The following is a 15,888-nucleotide window of genomic DNA, read 5'->3' on the forward strand; positions in this document are numbered from 1 at the left end:
GCCCGCCACACCCCGTCATACCGCCATCGCCCCCCGGCCGGTAGAATGGCCGCCGCTGTCCACCGCCCGCTCCCGGAGCCCCCATGCCCGTTGAAGCCCAGCCGGAAGCCGCCGCCGTTGATACGGCCAGCGCGCCCGGCTATCTGTCCATTCGTGATCTGCGCAAGGAATTCGATGGCTTCATCGCCGTCGACGACGTCAACCTGGACGTGCGCAAGGGCGAGATCTTCGCCCTGCTCGGCGGATCGGGCAGTGGCAAATCGACCCTGCTGCGCTGCCTGGGCGGCTTTGAAACCCCCACCAAGGGCAGCATCACCCTGGATGGCCAGCGCCTGGACGCGCTGCCGCCGTACCAGCGGCCGGTCAACATGATGTTCCAGTCCTACGCGCTGTTCCCGCACATGACGGTGGAACAGAACATCGCCTTCGGCCTGAAGCAGGACGGCCTGGACAAGGCTGCCATCGCCAGGCGCGTGGGCGAGATGCTGGAACTGGTGCAGATGGGCCACCTGGGCAAGCGCAAGCCGCACCAACTGTCCGGCGGCCAGCAGCAGCGCGTGGCGCTGGCGCGGTCGCTGGCCAAGGGGCCCAAGCTGTTGCTGCTGGACGAACCGATGGGCGCGCTGGACAAGAAGCTGCGCTCGCAGATGCAGCTGGAACTGGTCAGCATCATCGAATCGTCGGGCGTGACCTGCGTGATGGTCACTCACGACCAGGAAGAGGCCATGACCATGGCCACCCGCATCGCGGTGATGGATGCCGGCTGGATCCAGCAGGTCGGCAAGCCCGACGAGGTCTACGAACAGCCGGCCAACCGCTTCGTGGCCGGCTTCATCGGCTCGGTGAACCTGTTTGACGGGGTGATCGACGAGGATCTGCCCGAGTACGTGACCGTGCGCTCGCCGCTGTTCCCGGCGCCGGTCTACATCGCCCATGGCATCACCTGTTACGAAGGGCAGCCGGTCGCGTTCGCGCTGCGCCCGGAAAAGGTGATGATCGGCAAGGACGAGCCGGAAGGGCACACCAACAAGGCGCAGGGCGTGATCGAGGACATCGCCTACTTTGGCAGTCACTCGGTGTACCACGTGCGTCTGCCCAGTGGTGCCAAGGTGCTGGCCAACTTCGCCAACTCGCAGCGCTGGGCCAGCGATGGCCTGACCTGGGGCGATCAGGTCTGGGTGCACTGGCGCGACAACGACGGCGTGGTGCTGACCTCATGAGCACGGCAGGCCTGAAGCGCTGGCTGCCGGGCACGCGTGCCACGGTCATCGGCATTCCTTACCTGTGGCTGCTGCTGTTCTTCGCGGTGCCGTTCCTGATCGTGCTGATGATCAGTTTCTCGCACAGCCGGGTCGGCTCGCCGCCGTATACCTGGCTGCTGCAGTACGTCGATGGCGCGTTCTCGCTGAAGCTGAACCTGGAAAACTACCTGGCGCTGTTCCGCGATTCGATCTACGCCCAGGCCTTCCTCAGTTCGATCAAGATCGCGGCGATCTCCACCTTCCTCACCCTGCTGATCGGCTATCCGATGGCCTATGCCATCGCCCGCCTGTCACCGGCCGCGCGCAACGTGGGGATGATGCTGGTGGTGCTGCCGTCGTGGACCTCGTTCCTGATCCGCGTGTATGCCTGGAAGGCGATCCTGGACCGCAACGGCCTGCTCGATCAGTTCCTGCAGTTCACCGGCCTGCAATCGCTGATGACCCACATGGGCCTGCCCAAGCTGCAGCTGATCGATACGCCGACCGCGGCCTACATCGGCATCGTCTACTGCTACCTGCCGTTCATGGTGCTGCCGTTGTACGCCAACCTGGTCAAGCATGACCACCGCCTGCTGGAAGCGGCGTACGACCTGGGCGCCAAGCCCTGGCAGGCGTTCCTGCGCATCACCCTGCCGTTGTCGAAGGCGGGCATCATCGCCGGCTGCATGCTGGTGATGATTCCGGCGGTGGGTGAATTCGTGATTCCGGAAATGCTGGGCGGCTCGGAAACCCTGATGGTCGGTCGTCAGCTGTGGAACGAGTTCTTCAACAACCGCAACTGGCCCGGTGCCTCGGCCATGGCCGTGGCGATGATCGTGCTGCTGCTGGTCCCGATCCTGTGGTTCAACCGTTCCCAGCAGCGCCTGCTGGAAGGGAAGCAGGCATGAGCCCGCGTACCGCCAAGGGCCTGGGGCTGGGCGTGCTGCTGCTCGGCTTCGCCTTCCTGTACCTGCCGATCCTGTTGTTGATGTTCTATTCGTTCAACAGCTCGCGGCTGGCAATGGTCTGGGCCGGGTTCTCCACCCGTGCCTACGGCGATCTGTTCGCCGACCGCGCGCTGATGGAGGCGATGTGGACCAGCCTGGTGGTGGCGTTCTGGACCGCCTGTACCGCCACCGTGCTGGGCACGCTGGCAGCGATGGTGATGACCCGCTTCAAGCGCTTCCGTGGCAAGCCGGTGTTCGGTGCGCTGGTCACTGCGCCGCTGGTCATGCCCGATGTCATCCTGGGGTTCTCGCTGATGGCCCTGCTGGCTTCGATGGGCGCCATTCCCGGCTTCCCGGCCCGTGGCCTGGCCACCATCTGGATCGCGCACGTCACCTTCACCCTGTGTTTCGTCACCGTGGTGGTGTCCTCGCGCCTGCAGGAAATGGATCTGTCGCTGGAAGAAGCGGCGATGGACCTGGGCGCCAGCCGGCTGACCGTGTTCACCCGCATCACCCTGCCGATCATCGCCCCGGCGCTGGTGGCCGGCTGGCTGCTGGCCTTCACCCTGTCGCTGGATGACGTGGTGGTGGCCAGCTTCGTCGCCACGCCCGGTTCGACCACGCTGCCGATGAAGGTGTTTGCCTCGGTGCGCATGGGCATCAGCCCGAAGATCAATGCCCTGGCCACCCTGCTGGTATCGGCAGTGTCGATTGCTGCAGTGATTGGCTGGTACATCAATGCGCGTGCGGAAAAGCGCCGCCAGCGCGACCTGCAGCTGGCCCGCCAGGACAACGGCTGAGGCCGCAGCCACGCCCGGCTCACGGGCGGCGGCGCACAATGGGGGTCACCCTGATGGAGACCCCCCATGACCGTCGAGATCGTCGATCCGGCCACCGGCCAGGTGACCTACCGCCATGAACTGATGGGCGCTGCCGATATCGAGCAGCGCCTGCAGGCCGCCGCCGATGCCTTCTGCGGCTGGGCCCAGCGGTCGCTGCAGGAGCGCGGCGCCATCCTGCGCCAGATCGCCGCGCAGCTGCGCAGCCGTCGCGACGACCTGCAGCAGGCGATGACCCACGAGATGGGCAAGCTCAAGGCCGAGGCGCTGGCCGAAGTGGACAAGTGCGCTGCGGCCTGCGAGTACTACGCCGACCACGCAGCGGATTACCTGAAGCCGCAGCTGATCGACACTGAAGCGCAGCGCAGCTACGTGCGCTACGAGCCGATCGGCTGCGTGTTCGCGGTGATGCCGTGGAACTTCCCGATCTGGCAGGTGTTCCGTTTCCTGGCGCCGGCGTTCATGGCCGGCAACGTGGCCCTGCTCAAGCACGCCAGCAACGTGCCGCAGTGTGCCGACCTGATCCTGGCGGTGTGCCGTGACGGCGGCCTGCCGGACGGTGTGTTCGACGTGCTGCACATCGACAACGACCAGGCCGCCGAGGTACTGCGCGATGCGCGGGTCAAGGCCGTTACCCTGACCGGCAGCGAGCGGGCAGGGCGCTCCATCGCCTCCAATGCCGGCAGCCAGCTGAAGAAATCGGTGATGGAACTGGGCGGCAGCGATGCCTTCGTGGTGCTCGACGATGCCGACCTGGACAAGGCGGTGGCGGCGGCAGTGAAGTCGCGCTTCGACAACAGCGGCCAGACCTGCATCGCGGCCAAGCGCTTCATCGTGGTGGATGCCGTGGCCGACGAATTCACCCGCCGCTTCGTGGAAGCAGCGGGGGAGCGGCAGTACGGCGATCCCGATGCGCGTGGCACGACGCTGGCGCCGATGGCGCGCGCCGACCTGCGCGATGAGCTGCACAAGCAGGTGCAGGCCAGCGTGGCCAAGGGCGCGCGCGTTCTGTTGGGCGGCGAACCGATTGCCGGTACCCACGCCGGTTACCCGGCCACCGTGCTGGACCAGGTGGGCCCGGGCATGCCGGCCTACGACGAGGAACTGTTCGGGCCGGTGGCGGCGGTGATCCGCGTGGCCGATGAGGACGAGGCCCTGCGCGTGGCCAACGACACCCGTTTCGGCCTGGGCGGCAGCGTGTGGACGCGCGATCCGGTGCGCGGCGAATCCTTCGCCCAGCGCATGGAATGCGGCGCCGCCTTCGTCAATGCCATCGTCAAAAGCGATGCGCGGCTGCCGTTCGGCGGCAGCAAGCAGTCCGGCTTCGGCCGCGAACTGGCCGACCACGGCATCCATGAGTTCATGAACATCAAGACCGTCTACGTGGCCTGATACCCCGCTTCCGTAGAGTCGAGCTTGCTCGACTGCTTCGCTCGACTGCTCTGCGAACAGCAGTCGAGCAAGCTCGACTCTACTGGAGCGACAAGAGCCACGACCAACGGTCGTGGCCTACCGTTTTGGTGGGTATCGACCGTTGGTCGATACGGGTCACAACCATTTGGCGCGCTTGAACAACCGGTACAACCCCACGCACACCGCGCCCACGCCGACGATCATCAACGGGTAGGCCCACGGCTGGTTCAACTCAGGCATGTGGCTGAAGTTCATGCCATACCAGCTGGTGATCAGGGTCGGCGCGGCCAGCAGCGCTGCCCATGCACCCAGCCGCTTCACCGTTTCGCCCTGCGCCAGCGTCACCAGCGACAGGTTCACGCTCAGCGCGGTGCCCAGCATCTCGCGCAGGGTGTCGATCACATCGCTGATGCGCACGGCGTGGTCGTGCACGTCGCGCACATACAGCTTCACTTCGTCGGGAATCAGATCGCCCTGGTAACGGCGCAGCTGGGCCAGCACATCCTGCAGCGGCGCCACCGCCATGCGCATCTTGTTCAGTTCGCGCTTGAGCTCGTACAGCCGCACCACCGTGCTGCGCTTGTAGCTCTCGGCGAAGATGTCCTTCTCCAGCAGCTCCAGTGTGTCGCGGAAGCGATTGGTGATGGGCAGGTAGTTGTCCACCACGAAGTCGGTCACCGCATACAGGCAGTACGAGGGGCCCATCTTCAGCAGCTGCGGCTCGCGCTCCACGCGGGCGCGCACCGGGGCGTAGGACAGCGACGCACCGTGGCGCACGGTCACCAGGAAGCGCGGGCCCAGGAAGGCATGGGTTTCGCCGTACTGGATGCGCTCGTCCACCATCTGCGCGGTGGTCACCACCACGAACAGGGAATTGCCGTAGGCCTCGACCTTGGGCCGCTGGTGCGCGTTGCGTGCGTCTTCGATGGCCAGGTCATGCAGGCAGAATTCTTCCTGCAGTTTCAGCAGCACGGCGTCGGCCGGATCGTACAAACCCACCCAGACGAAGCCGTTGCCACTGGCGATCACATCGCTGATCGCATCCAGGCTGATGTCGTGGCGGATGCCCTGGTCATCGTAGTGAACGCAGTTGATGACACAGGCGGGGTTGGCCGAAGCGGCCGTGGAAGCAGGGGCGGGCAATGACATGCCCGCCATCGTGCGTCACTGCGCCGTGTGGGACAAGTGAGGACGACGCCCCAGCACCCAGGCCAGGGCCACATGCACCGGCAGCAGCAGGACAATCCACTGCACGTTGTACTGCGCGTGCAGGCTCAGCCAGTGCAGTACCAGTGCGGCCACCGACTGTACGGCGAGCAGCCACAGCACCACGCTGAACACGCGACCCGGCACGCGCCTGCGCAGCAGGGCGATGGCGCCGGGCAGCAGCAGCACCGCCAGCGGCGACAGCAGCAGCAGGTTGCGGTTGGCCCAGGCGGCGTAGTGGATGCTGAAGCCCCACAGGAACACCAGCAGGCCGCCGGCAATCGTGCACAGCAGCCACAGCGGCAGGGCCAGGCCGGCCAGCAGGCGCGGGCGCTGGCGCAGGGCCACGATGCCCGCGGCGGCCAGCAGGCCACACAGCAGCCACGGCCACCAGCGCCGCGGCGATTCCTTCGGTTCGGCGGCAATGCGGTGCGGCAGCAGTTCCTGCTCGCTCTGCACCAGCGGGCGGCCATCACTATTGCGTACCTGGCGCAGGGCATCGGCCAGGCGCATCGGCACGAACGCTTCCTGCCAGCGCGACAGCGGCTGGTCGGCAAACGGACCCAGGCCGATGTCGAAGCCCAGCCACATCCACGGTGCCGGCGAGGCCAGGCGCACCGATTCACTGCGGTAAGTGTTGCCGCGCGAGCGCCCCGACAGCTGCGCATGCAGGCCGCCACCCAGGGCCTTGTCCAGGGTGTCGCGCACCATGGTGGCGCAGTTGGCGGTGTAGTAATCGTAGTGGTAGCGCGCGTTTTCCGGCTTGGCCCGCTCGGCCAGTCCATCGGCCAGGGCCCGCGCCTGGTCCGGGCGCAGGTCCAGCCACTGCACGCTGGCCCCGCGTCCGGTCTCGTCGTAGTAGGACAGGTCCTGCTGCAGCGGCAGCGCCACCAGGTAGTACATCATCTCGCCGCGCACGAAGCGGCTGATGAAATCCTGTTCGGACGGATCGAAATAGCCGAAGTTGTAGGACGTGGCCGCACCACTGACCGGGTCCAGCACCACGATGGCGTCGTGGCCGAAGCGTTCGAAGAACACCGTGCCCGGCTGCATGGTCACCACGCCGATACGCGGCGGCGGTGCGTCCGCAGCCACCGCGGAATCCGCGGCGGCCTGCGCGAAGGCCGACCTTGGCAATGCCAGGGCCAGCGTGCACAGCGCCAGCCATGCCAGCATCAACAGGCCGCGGCGCTTCAAGCGTCGTCCTGCGCGTCCGGCGGCAGCACGGTCACATGGAAAGCCTGCACCCGGCGCGCGTCGGCCCGCGCCACGCGGAACATGAAGCGGTCCAGCGCCAGTTCGTCGCCCACTTCCGGCAGGTGGCCCACGGCCTCGGTCACCAGGCCGCCGATGGTGTCGTAGTCCTCATCGGAGAACGTGGCACCAAAGCGCTCGTTGAAATCGCCGATCGGGGTCAGCGCGTCCACCACGTACTGGCCATCGGCCTGGATGGCGATCTGCGCCGAGGGGTCTTCGGCTTCATCGTGCTCGTCGTCGATCTCGCCGACGATCTGTTCCAGCACGTCTTCGATGGTGACCAGACCGGCCACGCCACCGTATTCGTCCACCACCATCGCCATGTGGTTGCGCGACAGGCGGAATTCCTTCAACAGCACGTTGAGCTTCTTGGCCTCGGGAATCAGCACCGCCGGCCGCAGCAGCTCGCGCACGTTGGCCGGGCCGTTGTCGGCCACCACGCCGCGCAGCAGGTCCTTGGCCAGCAGGATGCCAAGGATGTCGTCCTTGTTCTCGCCGTGTACCGGGAAGCGCGAATGGCCGGATTCGACCACCTGCTTCATCAGTTCCAGGAAGGGCGCCTCGACCGGCAGCGAGACCATCTGCGAACGCGAGATCATCACGTCGCCCACGGTCAGCTCGGCCACCGAAATGGCGCCTTCCATCATCTTCAGGGTATCGGCGGCGATCAGCCCTTCGTCCTGTGCGGTGTGCAGCACGGCCACCAGCTCGTCGCGGGTGTGGGGTTCGCCGGAGAAGGCGGCCGTCAGGCGTTCCAGCCAGCCGCGCTTCTTTTCATTGGGCTCCTGCGGGGAGCTACTACTGTCGTCTTCAGACATCTCTGGAAAAAGGGCACCCGGAAACCCGGGCGTTGGCCCCAGTCTAGCAGGATGTGGGGGCCTTTCAGTGACCGCTGGCCGCGTCGCCGGGGGCCTCGTCTTCGGCCGGCAGGTCCAGGCTGTAGGTGCAGCCGGCCAGGGTCCTACCGGGGTGGCTGGCCACCGTGGACACGCTCAGGATGATCGATTCGATCTGCGCCTCGCCGGTCTTCGGGTCGGTGACATCGCGGCTGACCACTTCGCGGCCGGCCATGAACTTGCCGCCCTGGTCGAAACCGGTTTCCAGCGCCAGGCGGGTGGCCAGCGGGTGCGGGTCGGCCTGGTCCAGCACGGCCATCACGCTGGCCCCGGCCACCGCGATATGGTCGGTCTGCTGCCCGAACACGGTGATCGGGTTGGCCAGGCGGAACTCGGTCATGAACTGGTTGGCCTGCGGCAGCGGCTGCAGGCCGTTGGCCACGGCCTTCAACGGGTCGGCCAGCAGCGGCGCCAGGGCGGCATGGTCGGCCACGCCCTGGCGGCATTCGATCAGTGCGGGCAGGTCCAGCGGTGCCGCCGAGGCGGTGGCGGCAACAGAGGCAAGCAGCAGGGGCAGGGCAGTACGCAGCAGCACAGGCAGAGGGTCCGCGATGGAGGATGCCCGGCCATGGTAGCGGCCGGACCCCGTCATGTCCGCAGGGCTCAGCCCTGCGGCGCGCGGCCGAGCAGGGTCTGCGCACGCCGCAGCGTACGCCGCGCCAACGCGCGCAGTGCCATCAGGGGCAGGGTCAGCATGACCGCGACCATGGCCAGATGGACCAGTTGCATCGTCTGGCTCAGTGCGATCTGCAGTACACCCGGCTGCAGCAGCCAGGCCGGCACGTCCGCGGCGTCGATCCGCTTGACCGCGGTTACGTAGACCGCGGCAAGCACGAACAGCGCGCACAGCTGGGTACGCGTGGCGTGGAAGAACGACAGGCTGCTGCTGGCCCGCTCCAGGCGATGCTGCATTACCACGCGCCAGCACACCGGCGCGGAGAACGCGCCGATCAGGACCAGCACCATCGTCGTGGCCCACAACGTGGGCGTACTGCTGGCCGATCCTGGACCGCCCAGCAGATGCGGCCCCACATTGCCCAGCACCACAGCGGCCAGCAGGCTGGCCGGGCAGACCAGGGCCAGCGTACGCAGCAACCAGTGCTGTCCATCCGGGTGGCGGGCACTGACCCGGCGCAGCACGTTGGCGGCCACGACCAGCAGCAGGGCAAAGATCGCACTTCCGGCCAGGAACGGCCCCATGTCGCCCATCATCATCCTTGTCTCCGGGGTGGTTGCCGCTGCAGGGTAGCGCGATCGGCGGCTCAGCGCTCGCCGGCGTAGGGATCCTCGATGCCCAGCTCGGCCAGAATCTCGCGCTCCAGCTGTTCCATCGCCTCGGCTTCCTTGTCGTCTTCGTGGTCCCAGCCCAGCAGGTGCAGCACGCCGTGCACGGTCAGGTGCGCGTAGTGCGCGTTCAGCGCCTTGCCCTGTTCGTCGGCCTCGCGCGCCACCACCGGTGCGCAGATCACCAGGTCACCCAGCAGCGGGAACTTCACCCCCTTGGGCAGGCCTTCGGGCAGCTCGGCGGGGAAGCTGAGCACGTTGGTGGCGTAGTCCTTGCCACGGTAATGGCGGTTCAGCGACTGCCCTTCCTTGGCGTCGACCACGCGGATGGCCAGGTCGGCTTCGCGGATGCGGCCCTTCAATGCCGCCGCCACCCATTTGCGGAAACTGACGGCGGCCGGCAGGCCGGTGCGGGGCAGCGCATAGCTGATGGCGACATCCAGTCGCACGGGACCTTTGGTCATGGGGTGGCTCCGGGTTGAATCTGGTGCAGGTCGCGGCGGTCGTAGGCACTGACGATGCGGGCCACCAGCGGGTGGCGCACCACGTCGCGCGCTTCGAAGAAGGTGAAGCTGACGCCGTCAACGTCACGCAGCACGTCGATGGCATCGCGCAGGCCCGACTTCACGTGCTTGGGCAGGTCGGTCTGGGTCAGGTCGCCGGTCACCACCGCAGTGGAGCCAAAGCCCAGGCGGGTCAGGAACATCTTCATCTGTTCGATGGTGGTGTTCTGCGCCTCGTCCAGGATCACGAACGCATCGTTCAGCGTGCGCCCGCGCATGTAAGCCAGCGGCGCGATCTCGATCACGTTCTTTTCCAGCAGCTTGACCACTTTTTCCACGCCCAGCATTTCGTACAGGGCGTCGTACAGCGGGCGCAGGTAGGGATCGACCTTCTGTGACAGGTCACCGGGCAGGAAGCCAAGCTTCTCGCCGGCTTCCACCGCCGGGCGCACCAGGATCAGCCGCTGCACGCGCGATTCGTTCAGCGCTTCCACCGCACTGGCCACGGCCAGGAAGGTCTTGCCGGTGCCGGCCGGGCCGATGCCGAAGTTGATGTCGTGGGTGGTGATCTGGTGCAGGTAGCGGGCCTGGTTGGCGCCGCGGCCACGCACGGTGCCACGCTTGACCTTGATCGCCACCTCCTGCGCTTCGTACGCGCGCTCGGCGATCTGGTCCAGGTTGGCCTTGGCCAGGCGCAGATGGATGGCGTGGTTGTCGAAGGTGGTCTCGGCCGTCTCGGCGTACAGCGCTTCAATCAGCTTCTGCGCTTCGGCGGTGGCTTCGTCGCGGCCGCTGATGCGGAACACGAAGCCGCGGTTGGCGATCTCCACGCCGAGCTTCAGCTCGATCTGGCGCAGGTGCCCATCGAAGGGGCCGGACAGGTTGGCCAGTCGCTCGGTGTCTTCCGGCGACAGGGTGAAATCTCGATGCTCGATGCTTTTCATTGCAGAGGGTGGGGCGGGTTCGCCGTCCACCGCGGTGGGTCAGGGAAGACAAGGGTAGCGCGCGGACGGGCGGGGCGACAGTTCTCCACACCGGGTGTGGATCGGCGCCCAAGAAAGCTGTGGACAAGTGGGGGCGGTGCCCACCCCGCAACGCTTGTGAAGCGCTGGTGAAAAATGTGCCAGGCAACGACGGGGTCAGATCCCCGAAGGGGCTCTGACCCCATCGATGGGGCCCCGGTGGGTGCCGACCGTTGGTCGGCACACCTCCCTTACTCCGCCACCACCCGCGCGCGCAGCGAATTGGTCAGCGCTTCGGTAATCACCACGTCCACGAACTGGCCGATCAGGCGCGCCGGCGCCGGGAAGTTCACCGAGCGCATGTTCTCGGTCTTGCCGGTCAACTCGTTCGGGTTCTTGCGCGACGGACCGTCCACCAGCACGGTCTGCACCGTGCCGACCATCTTTTCGGAGATGCTGGCCGCGTGCGCATTGATGCGTTCCTGCAGGCGCGACAGGCGCGCGTGCTTCTCCGCATCGCTGATCGTGTCCTCCAGGTCGGCCGCCGGCGTGCCCGGGCGGCGCGAATAGATGAAGGAGAAGCTGTGGTCGAAGCCGATGTCTTCGATCAGCTTCATGGTCTTCTCGAAATCGGCATCGGTCTCGCCGGGGAAACCGACGATGAAGTCCGAGCTGATCGAGATGTCCGGGCGCACCGCGCGCAGCTTGCGGATCTTCGACTTGAATTCCAGCGCGGTATAGCCGCGCTTCATCGCCGACAACACGCGGTCGCTGCCGGCCTGCACCGGCAGGTGCAGGAAGTTGGCCAGCTGCGGCACGTCGCGGAACGCATCGACCAGCGAATCGCTGAACTCCAGCGGGTGCGAGGTGGTGAAGCGGATGCGGCCAACGCCATCGATCTCGGCGATGGTGCGGATCAGCAGGCCCAGGTCGGCGAACTCACCATCGCCATACGGGCCACGGTAGGCGTTGACGTTCTGGCCGAGCAGGTTGATCTCGCGCACGCCCTGCGCGGCCAGTTGGGCCACTTCCACTACCACGTCCTCGAACGGGCGGCTGACCTCGGTGCCGCGGGTGTAGGGCACCACGCAGAACGAGCAGTACTTGGAACAGCCTTCCATGATCGATACGAACGCAGACGCACCTTCGGCGCGCGGTTCGGGCATGCGGTCGAACTTCTCGATCTCGGGGAAGCTGATGTCCACCTGCGGGCGCTGCTGTTCGCGGCGGGCGCGGATCAGTTCGGGCAGGCGGTGCAGGGTCTGCGGGCCGAACACCAGATCGACGAACGGCGCGCGCTTGATGATCGCTTCGCCTTCCTGCGATGCCACGCAGCCTCCCACGCCGATGATGACCTCGCGGCCCTTGTTCTTCAGGCCCTTCCATACGCCCAGCTGGCTGAACACCTTCTCCTGCGCCTTTTCGCGGATGGAGCAGGTGTTGACCAGGATGACGTCGGCGTCTTCCGGGCGGTCGGTCAATTCCAGGCCATCGCTGGCGGCAAGCACGTCGGCCATCTTGGCCGAGTCGTACTCATTCATCTGGCAACCGTGGGTCTTGATGTAGAGCTTGCCTTTCACCTGGTCGGGCTTGCGCGGACCAGTGGGCAGGGCAACGAGCGGGGTACCGCCCGGGGCGGCGGGCGGAAAGACGTCTGGCGTCCCGGTCATGGCGCTTAATCCATTCGGGTGGCGGGAAAGGCGGCAATTCTACCCGCATCCCGCACCGCCCGCCGGTAGCGCCGGGCCATGCCTGGCGGAATTCATCCACGCATGGCGTGGATCTACCGCCCCCCGGTGCGCCGGCCGGCGCAATGCCGGGTGCGCCGCGACCTACGTTCCGCACCTCCCGCCGGTAGCACCGGGCCATGCCCGGCGGAATTCATCCACGCATGGCGTGGATCTACCGCCCCCCGGTGCGCCGGCCGGCGGAATGCCGGGTGCGCCGCGACCTGCGTTCCGCACCGCCCGCCGGTAGCGCCGGGCCATGCCCGGCGGAACTCATCCACGCATGGCGTGGATCTACCGCCCCCGGGTGCGCCGGCCGGCGCAATGCCGGGTGCGCCGCGACCTGCGTTCCGCACCGCCCGCCGGTAGCGCCGGGCCATGCCCCGCGGAATTCATCCACGCATGGCGTGGATCTACCGCCCCCCGGTGCGCCGGCCGGCGGAATGCCGGGTGTGCCGCGACCTACGTTCCGCGCCGCCCGCCGGTAGCGCCGGGCCATGCCCGGCGGAATTCATCCACGCATGGCGTGGATCTAACGGCACCCGTCAGGCCGCCACCAGCTCCGCGTCGATCTGCCGCGAGCGATCAAACGCGGTCAGTTCCGCCATGCGCGCGATGAACGCGGCCGTGGCCGGCGCCGGTTTCACCAGGCCGAACGCGGTGGTCCACTGCAGGGCGTTGCCCCACAGCACATCGGCGGCGCTCATGGTGTCACCCAGCAGGTACGGCCCCTGCGCCAGCTGGGCCTCGATCACCTGCAGCACGGTGTCGGCGTCGTTGTAGGGCGAGAACGCATGCGGCGGCGGGTCGCGGTGCATCGCACGGTCGATCATCGCCGGTTCGAAGCAGGCCCCGTAGAAGGCCATCCAGCGCAGGTAGGGGCCACGCAGGGCATCGCCTATCGGCGGCGCCAGGCCGGCCTCGGGGTACAGGTCGGCCAGGTACAGATAGATGGCCACCTGTTCGGTCACCAGCGCACCGTCATGGACGATGGCCGGCACCTTGCCCATCGGGTTGATGGCCAGGTAGGCCGGGGCCAGGTTGGCGCCGGCCTTCAGGTCCAGCACGTGCAGGCGATAGTCCGCCCCCAGCGCTTCCAGCAGGGCCACCGCACCGCTCGAGCGCGACCGGGCGGCGTGGTAGAGGGTGATCAGGCGTGAGGACATGGTGGTGCTCCTTGCAGTGAGATGGGTGAACCGTGGGGCCATGCTGGGGCACAATCGCGGACGACTTCTGTCCTTGATCCTTCATGCGCCATACCGCCCACCGACTGCTGCGCCTGATCGCCCTGCTGCAGGCCCGCCGCCACTGGTCGGGTGCCGAGCTGGCCGAGCGCATGGGCGTGGACCGGCGCAGCATCCGCCGCGACATCGAGCGGCTGCGCGAGCTGGGCTACCCGGTGCAGGCCTCGGCCGGGGTCGGTGGCGGCTATCGGCTGGGGTCAGGCGCCCCGGTGCTGCCCATGCTGCTGGATGAAGAGGAAGCGACCACCCTGGCCATTGCCCTGCGTGCGGCCTCGGCCACGGTGTCCGGTATTGACGACACCGCGCGCGGCCTGCTGTCCAAGCTCGACCCGCTGGTGCCGACCCGGCGCCGCCAGCAGGCCGGTGAAGTACACGCCGCCACGGCCACGCTGAACGAGCTGCCGGCCACCGACGCGCGCCTGCTGGGGCGGCTGGCCCAGCACTGCCGGCAGGCCTCGCGGCTGGCCTTCGAGTACCGCAGCGCACAGGACGTGGTCACCCAGCGCCAGGTCGAGGCCCAGCACCTGGTGAACTACGGCCGGCGCTGGTACCTGCTGGCCTGGGACCTGGGGCGGCAGGACTGGCGCACCCTGCGCGTGGACCGGATGGGGGCGGTGCAGGCGCTGGCCGAACCCGGCCTGCATCGGCGCACGCCAGCGCCGCCGGACGTGATGGTGCGCCAGGCCGTCAGCCAAGCGCCGTTTGCCCTGCAGGCCACCCTGCGCCTGGCCGGCAGCCAGGCCGAGCTGGAAAGTCGCATTCCGCCCTGGTGTGGGGTGCTGGAGGCCGATGGGCCGCAGCATTGCCTGCTGCGCATGGGCGCCGAGAGCCTGGGCATGATGCTGGCGCAGATCCTCAGCCTTGACCGCCTGCCGCTGGCGCTGTGGACCACCCCGGAAACGCTGCGGCAGGAGCTGGCCGAGCGGCTGGGCGGCTTGAGCCAGCTGCTGGCTGTGCCGGCGGTCACGGACTGAGCCGCGGCGCTTGGCAAGGCCCGGCGAAGCTGGGACACTCGCGCCCATGAAGGGGAGACTGGGGAAAACGGCGATCATCATCGCTGCGCTGACCGCTGCGCCGGCCAGCGCCGGCACCCTGTACAAGTGCGAAGGCGCTGACGGGGTCACCAGCTATGTCAGCAAGCGGGTGGCCGGTGCGCGCTGCACCACCATCAGCTACACCCGCCAGCCCAATCGTCCAACACGCCCGGTCACGCCAGCGCCTACGCCCACGCCTGCCGCCGCACCGGCGGCGGTGGCCAGCGCCGAGCGCAATCCGGTCGCCGTGGCCGCCAGCGCGGCCAGCCCCGCAGTCGCCCCCAGCACGGCACCTGCGGCCACACCGCGCGCGGGCCGCACGGTCAGTGGCCAGGTCTATTCGTACATGAAGGACGGGGTTCGCCACTACACCAGTGCGCGGCCAGCGCAGGTGGCCAACCTGGGGCCGGTGCGGACCATCCGCTACAGCTTCATCGAACGCTGCTACGCCTGCGGGGTCAATCCGCGCGTCGATTTCGGCAGCGTGCGGCTCAACACGACCTCGTTCCAGACCGAGATCGCCTCGGCCGCGCGCGAGTTCGGTGTGGAAGAAGCCGTGGTGCGCGCGATCATCCATGCCGAATCGGCCTACAACCCTACCGCGCTCAGCCGCGCCGGGGCACAGGGGCTGATGCAGCTGATGCCGCCCACCGCGGCACGCTTCGGTGTCGCCGATTCCTACGATGCCAGCCAGAACATCCGCGGTGGCGTGCAGTACCTGGCGTGGCTGCTGAAGCGCTTCAATGGCGACCTGACCCTGGCCGCCGCCGGCTACAACGCCGGCGAGGGTGCGGTCGACCGCCATGGCGGCGTCCCCCCGTACAGTGAAACCCAGTACTACGTGCGCCGGGTCGGCCAGCTGGCCGAGCGCTACCGCACCGCATTGACAAAGCAGTAGGTGCCGACCGTTGGTCGGCACGCCTTTGGCAGGCGCCGACTGGTAGGTGCCGACTGTTAGTTGTGATCTCTCTGTACGTTGTTCATCCGGGACATCTCTGGAAAATGGTGGTTACCACACCTCTCCAGATCCCAAAGAGCCCGGATGAACAACCATAAAAATGCCCGTTTAACGCCGTTTAGTCGAGAACTTCTTGTCCGTCGCATCCTCCACGAGGGCCTGCGGCCGGAGGAGGCAGCACAAGCGTGTGGCGTAAGTGTGCGTACGGCCTACAAGTGGCTGGCCCGATTCCGGGAGTTCGGGGCGTCGGGGCTGGAAAACCGCAGCTCTCGCCCGCACCAGACGCCGCATGCCACGCCTGCGTCGGTCGTCGAGCAGATCAAGGAGCGCCGCCGTAAACGGCACACCTACCTGACCATTTCCAAGGCCTTGGGGAT

Annotated in this window: 16 protein-coding genes; 7 read left to right on the forward strand and 9 right to left on the reverse strand. The window is 67.4% G+C overall.

Going from position 1 to position 15,888, the window contains the following annotated elements; genetic code table 11:
* The first annotated feature begins 83 nt into the window (after positions 1-83).
* From potA to C1930_RS07255, 4 genes are all read left to right on the forward strand, one after another.
* A complete protein-coding gene (potA, locus tag C1930_RS07240) occupies positions 84-1,220 on the forward strand; it encodes a polyamine ABC transporter ATP-binding protein (protein WP_108771407.1) in 1,137 nt (378 codons plus the stop codon).
* Positions 1,217-2,149, forward strand: a complete 933-nt coding sequence (locus C1930_RS07245) for an ABC transporter permease subunit (RefSeq protein WP_108771408.1) — start codon at positions 1,217-1,219, stop codon at positions 2,147-2,149. Before potA ends, C1930_RS07245 begins: the two co-directional genes overlap by 4 nt.
* Complete coding sequence (locus tag C1930_RS07250; RefSeq protein ID WP_108752663.1) at positions 2,146-2,988, forward strand: ABC transporter permease subunit; 843 nt, start codon at positions 2,146-2,148, stop codon at positions 2,986-2,988. The genes C1930_RS07245 and C1930_RS07250 overlap by 4 nt, the downstream gene beginning before the upstream one ends.
* A 66-nt stretch (positions 2,989-3,054) precedes the next feature.
* Complete coding sequence (locus C1930_RS07255; protein WP_108771409.1) at positions 3,055-4,419, forward strand: NAD-dependent succinate-semialdehyde dehydrogenase; 1,365 nt, start codon at positions 3,055-3,057, stop codon at positions 4,417-4,419.
* 156 nt (positions 4,420-4,575) lie between these two features.
* Here C1930_RS07255 and C1930_RS07260 read toward each other — a convergent pair whose 3' ends face one another.
* From C1930_RS07260 to C1930_RS07300, 9 genes are all read right to left on the reverse strand, one after another.
* Positions 4,576-5,598 carry a magnesium and cobalt transport protein CorA gene (locus tag C1930_RS07260; protein WP_108752665.1) on the reverse strand — a complete coding sequence of 341 codons (1,023 nt, stop codon included), beginning with the start codon at positions 5,596-5,598 and terminating at the stop codon, positions 4,576-4,578.
* Positions 5,599-5,604: 6 nt separating this feature from the next.
* Entirely contained in the window at positions 5,605-6,843 is a 1,239-nt protein-coding gene (locus tag C1930_RS07265; protein ID WP_108771410.1) for a DUF4105 domain-containing protein, read from the reverse strand.
* Positions 6,840-7,721 carry a transporter associated domain-containing protein gene (locus tag C1930_RS07270; RefSeq protein WP_108749147.1) on the reverse strand — a complete coding sequence of 294 codons (882 nt, stop codon included), beginning with the start codon at positions 7,719-7,721 and terminating at the stop codon, positions 6,840-6,842. The genes C1930_RS07265 and C1930_RS07270 overlap by 4 nt, the downstream gene beginning before the upstream one ends.
* Positions 7,722-7,785: 64 nt before the next feature.
* Complete coding sequence (locus C1930_RS07275) at positions 7,786-8,331, reverse strand: hypothetical protein (RefSeq protein WP_108772555.1); 546 nt, start codon at positions 8,329-8,331, stop codon at positions 7,786-7,788.
* Positions 8,332-8,402: 71 nt separating this feature from the next.
* On the reverse strand, positions 8,403-9,014 hold the full coding sequence (locus tag C1930_RS07280; protein ID WP_108771411.1) for a hypothetical protein: 612 nt from the start codon (positions 9,012-9,014) through the stop codon (positions 8,403-8,405).
* A gap of 47 nt (positions 9,015-9,061) precedes the next feature.
* Entirely contained in the window at positions 9,062-9,547 is a 486-nt protein-coding gene (gene ybeY, locus C1930_RS07285; protein ID WP_108752668.1) for an rRNA maturation RNase YbeY, read from the reverse strand.
* Positions 9,544-10,530: a PhoH family protein gene (locus C1930_RS07290; RefSeq protein ID WP_108752669.1), complete on the reverse strand. Its 987-nt coding sequence runs from the start codon at positions 10,528-10,530 to the stop codon at positions 9,544-9,546. Before C1930_RS07290 ends, ybeY begins: the two co-directional genes overlap by 4 nt.
* A gap of 269 nt (positions 10,531-10,799) precedes the next feature.
* Positions 10,800-12,218 carry a tRNA (N6-isopentenyl adenosine(37)-C2)-methylthiotransferase MiaB gene (gene miaB, locus C1930_RS07295; protein ID WP_108755837.1) on the reverse strand — a complete coding sequence of 473 codons (1,419 nt, stop codon included), beginning with the start codon at positions 12,216-12,218 and terminating at the stop codon, positions 10,800-10,802.
* A 602-nt stretch (positions 12,219-12,820) separates the two neighbouring features.
* Positions 12,821-13,441 carry a glutathione S-transferase family protein gene (locus tag C1930_RS07300; protein ID WP_108755838.1) on the reverse strand — a complete coding sequence of 207 codons (621 nt, stop codon included), beginning with the start codon at positions 13,439-13,441 and terminating at the stop codon, positions 12,821-12,823.
* Between the two features lie 83 nt (positions 13,442-13,524).
* On the opposite strand from C1930_RS07300, the gene C1930_RS07305 reads away from it, so the two are divergent.
* From C1930_RS07305 to C1930_RS20505, 3 genes are all read left to right on the forward strand, one after another.
* Complete coding sequence (locus tag C1930_RS07305) at positions 13,525-14,493, forward strand: WYL domain-containing protein (RefSeq protein WP_108755839.1); 969 nt, start codon at positions 13,525-13,527, stop codon at positions 14,491-14,493.
* A gap of 46 nt (positions 14,494-14,539) precedes the next feature.
* Positions 14,540-15,451, forward strand: a complete 912-nt coding sequence (locus C1930_RS07310; RefSeq protein WP_108771412.1) for a lytic transglycosylase domain-containing protein — start codon at positions 14,540-14,542, stop codon at positions 15,449-15,451.
* A 144-nt stretch (positions 15,452-15,595) separates the two neighbouring features.
* Positions 15,596-15,888 (forward strand): leucine zipper domain-containing protein (locus tag C1930_RS20505; protein ID WP_234412744.1); only part of this gene is annotated, 293 nt, incomplete at its 3' end.

The sequence above is a fragment of the Stenotrophomonas sp. SAU14A_NAIMI4_8 genome (genome assembly GCF_003086695.1).
Lineage (GTDB): Bacteria > Pseudomonadota > Gammaproteobacteria > Xanthomonadales > Xanthomonadaceae > Stenotrophomonas.